Origin of the sequence: Desulfosporosinus sp. OT (assembly GCF_000224515.1) — a bacterium.
Classification (GTDB): Bacteria; Bacillota; Desulfitobacteriia; order Desulfitobacteriales; family Desulfitobacteriaceae; genus Desulfosporosinus.
This window is the reverse complement of record NZ_AGAF01000091.1, coordinates 1-4,738: the sequence shown is the minus strand read 5'-3', so window position 1 is coordinate 4,738 and position 4,738 is coordinate 1. Positions and strand designations below refer to the sequence as shown.

The 4,738-nt window shown below is 41.9% G+C and carries 8 protein-coding genes; 1 reads left to right on the top strand and 7 read right to left on the bottom strand.

The window, feature by feature from the left end:
* Window positions 1-115: 115 nt before the first annotated feature.
* The 7 genes from DOT_RS08210 to DOT_RS32645 all read right to left on the bottom strand — a co-directional run bounded on the left by DOT_RS08210 (window position 116) and on the right by DOT_RS32645 (window position 3,508).
* Window positions 116-334 (bottom strand): hypothetical protein, encoded by a 219-nt coding sequence (locus DOT_RS08210; protein ID WP_009616935.1) that lies wholly within the window; start codon window positions 332-334, stop codon window positions 116-118.
* Entirely contained in the window at window positions 327-767 is a 441-nt protein-coding gene (locus tag DOT_RS08205) for a hypothetical protein (RefSeq protein ID WP_009616934.1), read from the bottom strand. Before DOT_RS08205 ends, DOT_RS08210 begins: the two co-directional genes overlap by 8 nt.
* Window positions 768-1,208: 441 nt before the next feature.
* Window positions 1,209-1,382: a transcriptional regulator, GntR gene (locus tag DOT_RS31775; protein ID WP_009616930.1), complete on the bottom strand. Its 174-nt coding sequence runs from the start codon at window positions 1,380-1,382 to the stop codon at window positions 1,209-1,211.
* Window positions 1,383-1,477: 95 nt separating this feature from the next.
* Complete coding sequence (locus DOT_RS31770) at window positions 1,478-1,705, bottom strand: hypothetical protein (RefSeq protein WP_242833801.1); 228 nt, start codon at window positions 1,703-1,705, stop codon at window positions 1,478-1,480.
* Between the two features lie 279 nt (window positions 1,706-1,984).
* Window positions 1,985-2,614 (bottom strand): CatB-related O-acetyltransferase, encoded by a 630-nt coding sequence (locus DOT_RS08195; protein WP_009616926.1) that lies wholly within the window; start codon window positions 2,612-2,614, stop codon window positions 1,985-1,987.
* Window positions 2,615-2,863: 249 nt separating this feature from the next.
* Window positions 2,864-3,253, bottom strand: coding sequence for a GNAT family N-acetyltransferase (locus tag DOT_RS32650; RefSeq protein ID WP_009616924.1), 390 nt, complete (start codon window positions 3,251-3,253; stop codon window positions 2,864-2,866).
* Window positions 3,254-3,265: 12 nt separating this feature from the next.
* Window positions 3,266-3,508, bottom strand: a complete 243-nt coding sequence (locus DOT_RS32645; protein WP_009616921.1) for an acetyltransferase — start codon at window positions 3,506-3,508, stop codon at window positions 3,266-3,268.
* 768 nt (window positions 3,509-4,276) lie between these two features.
* Between DOT_RS32645 and DOT_RS08185 the strand changes: the two genes are divergently transcribed.
* Window positions 4,277-4,738 (top strand): response regulator (locus tag DOT_RS08185; protein WP_009616917.1); only part of this gene is annotated, 462 nt, incomplete at its 3' end.

Below are 4,738 nucleotides of genomic sequence, written 5' to 3'. Positions count from 1 at the left end.
GATTTTCTGGATTATCTTTTGAAGCTGATTGACCAAGTGATTGGCAATAAATAGTGATATAGAGAACAATCAAATGAATGCTACTTAATGAAAAAAACATCCTCTTCGGGACTATCTAGATCATTCTATTAAAGTAACCTTCATCCACTTGCAATTGCTTCTTTAAAATATCCTTCCATAACCGCGGAGATATCTCACCTGTCCCCTTGGAAATTTTGGTGCGTTTTAAGCTTCCATCATCCATTATTTTCCGATAAAAACAATGATCTGTATCTTTGTATAGCTCCCAGCCATCTCGTTCACAAAATCGCTTTAATTCTCTCCAGCTAGGCATCGAGCAAACCTCTTACTGCATCCTCATCTTTCTGGATCAGCACCCGCATAACATAAGGGAAATGAGGCTTTCTGTTGGGAGCCCCATAATATTTAGCGAACTCATCCATATATTCTTGGGCATATTCAATCAGTTCTTTGGCAATCTCTGTTTTTAACGCCTCCAAACTTGCAGCATTAGTCATGATATCCAGCTCTTTCAGAGAACCACTTAAGCTGCCGTCAACCTCTTTTTCATGTTCAAGAGTGAACCTATACGGTGATAAAACAACTTCCAAATGCTCCAGAGATATAGCTGCAAGATAGTCTCTATTCCGTTTTATTAAAGAGGGCTTAAAACGCACAACATGATCAATAAAACTTCCCCAATCTCTCCTGACATCTGTGGCATTAATAACTTCTTGCATAATTACACACTCCTTTTTCGGAACCATGTTTATCACCTCCTATTGTATAATATGTACGTAGCGTACACAATATGCATTTCTTATGTTATTCATTATGTTGTTGAAATGAAGCAGTTATTGCAAAAGGGTTATAACAATCTGAACGATTCGGAAAAAATCCAACTGAATAAACACGCTCTGGCCGCTAATATGAATAAAGCATTTCCACTGGTAGCTCAATAGTTCTCAAAATATCCATAGTCGAAGGCTCTCCGGAAAAATATATACAGTTTAATGTGACCAAAGGATTGGAGGAACTTCGAAAGACTATAAAAGAGTTAACTGAAACTGGTATTGGAAACCCGGCGGAATCTCCATAAGCAATCCAGTCGCTGCCCATAGCTTCTTCCAGTGACTCTAACAACACCTTTCGGCGCTAGCCGTAAATTTTACGCATCTTTTGGATATGCCTGTCCAACTTGCGTGTCCTTAAAAATTCTGCAAGGTAGCCTGCTCAAAGGGTGGATTTTGTACATCCGCATGGGTTCGCAGATCACGCCAGCGCGAATGAAGCGGATAGGGTAAAATTACATAGCCTATCCGCAGCGCTGGAAAAACTGCTTTACTGAAGGTACCAACATAAATTACACGCTGCGGGTCCATAGTGTGAAGGGGAGCAATGGGCTCTCCGCTATATCGGAATTCGCTGTCATAATCATCTTCGATGATATAAAGATCGTTTTCTCTGGCAAAGCGAATCAGGCGGCACGGCGCGACGCGGGAAGAATACCTCCTAAGGGAAACTGATGAGATGGCGTAACATAGATTGCGCCTGTACTTTGCTGATATACAGTTTCACGTAGTTGGTGAATCCCATCCTGCACGATTTCATCGAGACTTTGAATGATTTGATTTTCCTTGTCGGCATCATTATGATGATTCAACTTCTCCAAAACTTTTACATTCATGCGGATTGCTAATGCCATTGAACGATTCTCACTAAAGCGAAGAAAGCAACCACTAGCTTGATTAAAATATGCCGTCAGGAGCGGTGATTAACAAGCTTGTTGTTAATAAACGGATCAAAAAAGTTAGCGCATCCGTAGCCAGATATTTCGTTCCGAGATACACCGAGGTTATTCGTACGCTTCCTCGATGCCGATTTCAGGCCGAAATTGTCCGCCATTTGTGGCCCATACCTCCTCAAACAGGACGTAAAAAAGCGCCCTGTTTACAGTGCGCTTCTTAAGCCGATTTATATTAACCTAATTTTGCAATGCGTTGAGATTTCCATTCATGATATTAGTTAAATGCTGTTGGATCTTATCGTAAGGCCAATCCCACCACTGTAACCGCAGTAAGGTTTCGATAATTTCTGAATCAAATCTTTTTCTGATTTCTTTTGCAGGAATTCCGCCTACTATTGTATACGGAGGGACATTCTTAGTAACAACTGCTCTGGTTCCGATAATTGCACCGTTACCAATATGCACTCCCTGCATAACGATGGCTTCGTATCCTATCCAGACATCATTATCAATTATGATATCACCTTTGTTATCCCACGCATCCGTAACGTTCTTCCAGTCCAATCCCCACTCACTCGCGAAGATAGGAAACGGAAAGGTGGAAAGAGACTTTTGCGCATGGTTAGCGCTAGTAAAAATGAACTTAGCACCACAAGCAATGGAACAAAATTTACCAATAACTAATTTTTCCTGATTTACAGGGTAATGATACAGAACATTGTTTTTTTCAAATTGTGTAGGGTCGTTAACATAATCATTATAAAAAGTGTAATCGCCTACAAGAATATTTGGGTCTTTAATTACGTTTTTCAAATAAACGGTTTCATGGTCATTTCTTGGATATATTTTGTTCTCCGGAACAGTCATAGTAATTCTCCTCATTCTTAAAAATATGATTCGTCGACTATTCCGGCGCTTACAATGCATAGCTTCATAAAACCACCGCCTTATTAAAAACCTAAATTTAGTATAATACCGCTTTAAAAAATAGTAAATGGACCCTCGCCGAAGTAGCAGGTGATGGTATCTGCGGAAACGACAAAATATACTCAAATGAGATCACCTCCAAAAATGGGCATAAGAAAAGCACCTGCCATTTTTGACAGATGCTCATCTTCAATTTCGTTTGATTTGGTTACCAGAGCTGTCCGGGAAGCTCCTTTTTTCTTTTGCTGGAAAATGAGAATCGAACTTTTCAACCTCATTCTCATCAACGAAGTATCCTTGCGGTGTGTGATACGTGCCGGTAATACCTTCAAGAAAGCCATCCTTCAGTTCCTTGAGTAGACAGTATAGAACTTCCGAATCTCTTGGTTCTGCATAATAGTGAATCCCTTTCGTACTGGCAACAACAAAGCCGGATTTGCCATAGAAGTCAATATTTCCTTCTATGCAAATGGCTCCTACGCCGAGTGCTTTCGCCTTATCCAAAGAATAATCAAGCAGCGCTTTACCGTAGCCCTTCCGCTTATACTTTGGCTTTATGCTGATAGGGCCAAATGTCATAATTGGAATATCTCATCCATCATCAGTTTGCAGTGTCGTGCGTACATACATCACATGACCGATGATTCTACCGTCCTTCTCCATAACAAAATCAAGCTCCGGCACAAAATCATACCTATTGCGATAGCAATGAAGAACATAATGCTCCGAGCAACCGGGACGATATACATTCCAGAATGCCTCTCTGGTCAGGTTTTCCACCTCGTGGTAATCGGCGGGAGTTTCTAAACGGATAATATAGTCATTTTTATTCATTGTTTTTCCTCCTGAAAATTGTTGACCGTCAATATGGGGAGGTTTCCGCCGCTTCTGAGCGTCGCCCTTGCAAGTTCCATAATCTAGGGCATGTTGCGAATATCGACTCTTTGAGGTTGAAGCTTTTTACAAAGAGAACGCAGAAACAGAACCGGGCATATTTTTCGCAGTTGGGCGAACTGAACGATACGACCTGCTGGATGCTGAAGAAATGGTGGAATATAAATCGGCATTTCCGAATGAATCCGGCAACAAGGCGAAGGATGTATTTGAACGTGTAAATTTGGCTACCTGCAGATTCCGGTCATCGCGCTACTCGGCGAAACATGCTTGTAGGATGTCATTTTTTGTTGTCGTTCCGCGTAGGTTCCAGGTACCGCTGCGGAACGACAATAGAAATGGAAATAGCACTAACGATTATAAAGGATTACATGAAAATTATCCAAGACTAAAAAGTCTCTACCCGGTTCTGTAATTTATGGCTACCAACTTAGTAAAGTCTAGTGCTGATGCAAAGATTCCATAGCCACGGAAATAGTGTTGTAAATGGGGTAAAACAATTAATTGCTAAGATAATTTCTCCTGTTGGGGTTACCTTCGTAATCTGTCATAAAAGCCCTCCTGACTTACGGGTTTGGAGGGTGTTTTTGTGCCTATCAGACATTCATGAGGTGCAGGAAACAACTTGGCAACAACTGAACGCAAGACGGCAATAAGCCTGTGGTATACTAGACAGATGGATAAGTTCGGAAGGTGGGAGGAATCGATTTGGGAAAGAAAAGCATACTCATCATTGAAGATGAAGAAAATATAGCCGATATTCTGGCCCATTGCCTGGAGAACGAAGGCTTTAAAACAATTGTTGCCGGAAGCGGGGAACAAGGACTCGCCTTAGTGCAGGAGTTTGTCCCGGATCTGGTTCTGCTCGATATTATGCTGCCGGATATCAGCGGCCTTGAGGTCTGCAAACGGATTACGGCCAGTTACATCATTCCGGTTATCATGCTGACGGCCCGGGCCGATGATGTGGATAAAATCCTGGGCATGGAGCTGGGGGCTGATGATTATATTACTAAGCCCTTTAACCTCAGGGAGGTCATGGTACGGATCAAGACCATCTTCCGCAGGATTGATTTGATTGCCGAAGCGGTGGCGGATCATGACCGGAAGGTGCTCAGGCTGCAGAAGGAAATAGAAATCTATATAGATCAGCACGAAATACGGCAGCAT

Excerpts from the sequence above, each read along its gene's own strand:
- DOT_RS08195 (WP_009616926.1), bottom strand. The coding sequence starts at position 2,614 with ATGACTGTTCCGGAGAACAAAATATATCCAAGAAATGACCATGAAACC.
- DOT_RS08205 (WP_009616934.1), bottom strand. The coding sequence starts at position 767 with ATGGTTCCGAAAAAGGAGTGTGTAATTATGCAAGAAGTTATTAATGCC.
- DOT_RS32650 (WP_009616924.1), bottom strand. The coding sequence starts at position 3,253 with ATGACATTTGGCCCTATCAGCATAAAGCCAAAGTATAAGCGGAAGGGC.
- DOT_RS31775 (WP_009616930.1), bottom strand. The coding sequence starts at position 1,382 with ATGGACCCGCAGCGTGTAATTTATGTTGGTACCTTCAGTAAAGCAGTT.
- DOT_RS31770 (WP_242833801.1), bottom strand. The coding sequence starts at position 1,705 with ATGGCATTAGCAATCCGCATGAATGTAAAAGTTTTGGAGAAGTTGAAT.
- DOT_RS08210 (WP_009616935.1), bottom strand. The coding sequence starts at position 334 with ATGCCTAGCTGGAGAGAATTAAAGCGATTTTGTGAACGAGATGGCTGG.
- DOT_RS32645 (WP_009616921.1), bottom strand. The coding sequence starts at position 3,508 with ATGAATAAAAATGACTATATTATCCGTTTAGAAACTCCCGCCGATTAC.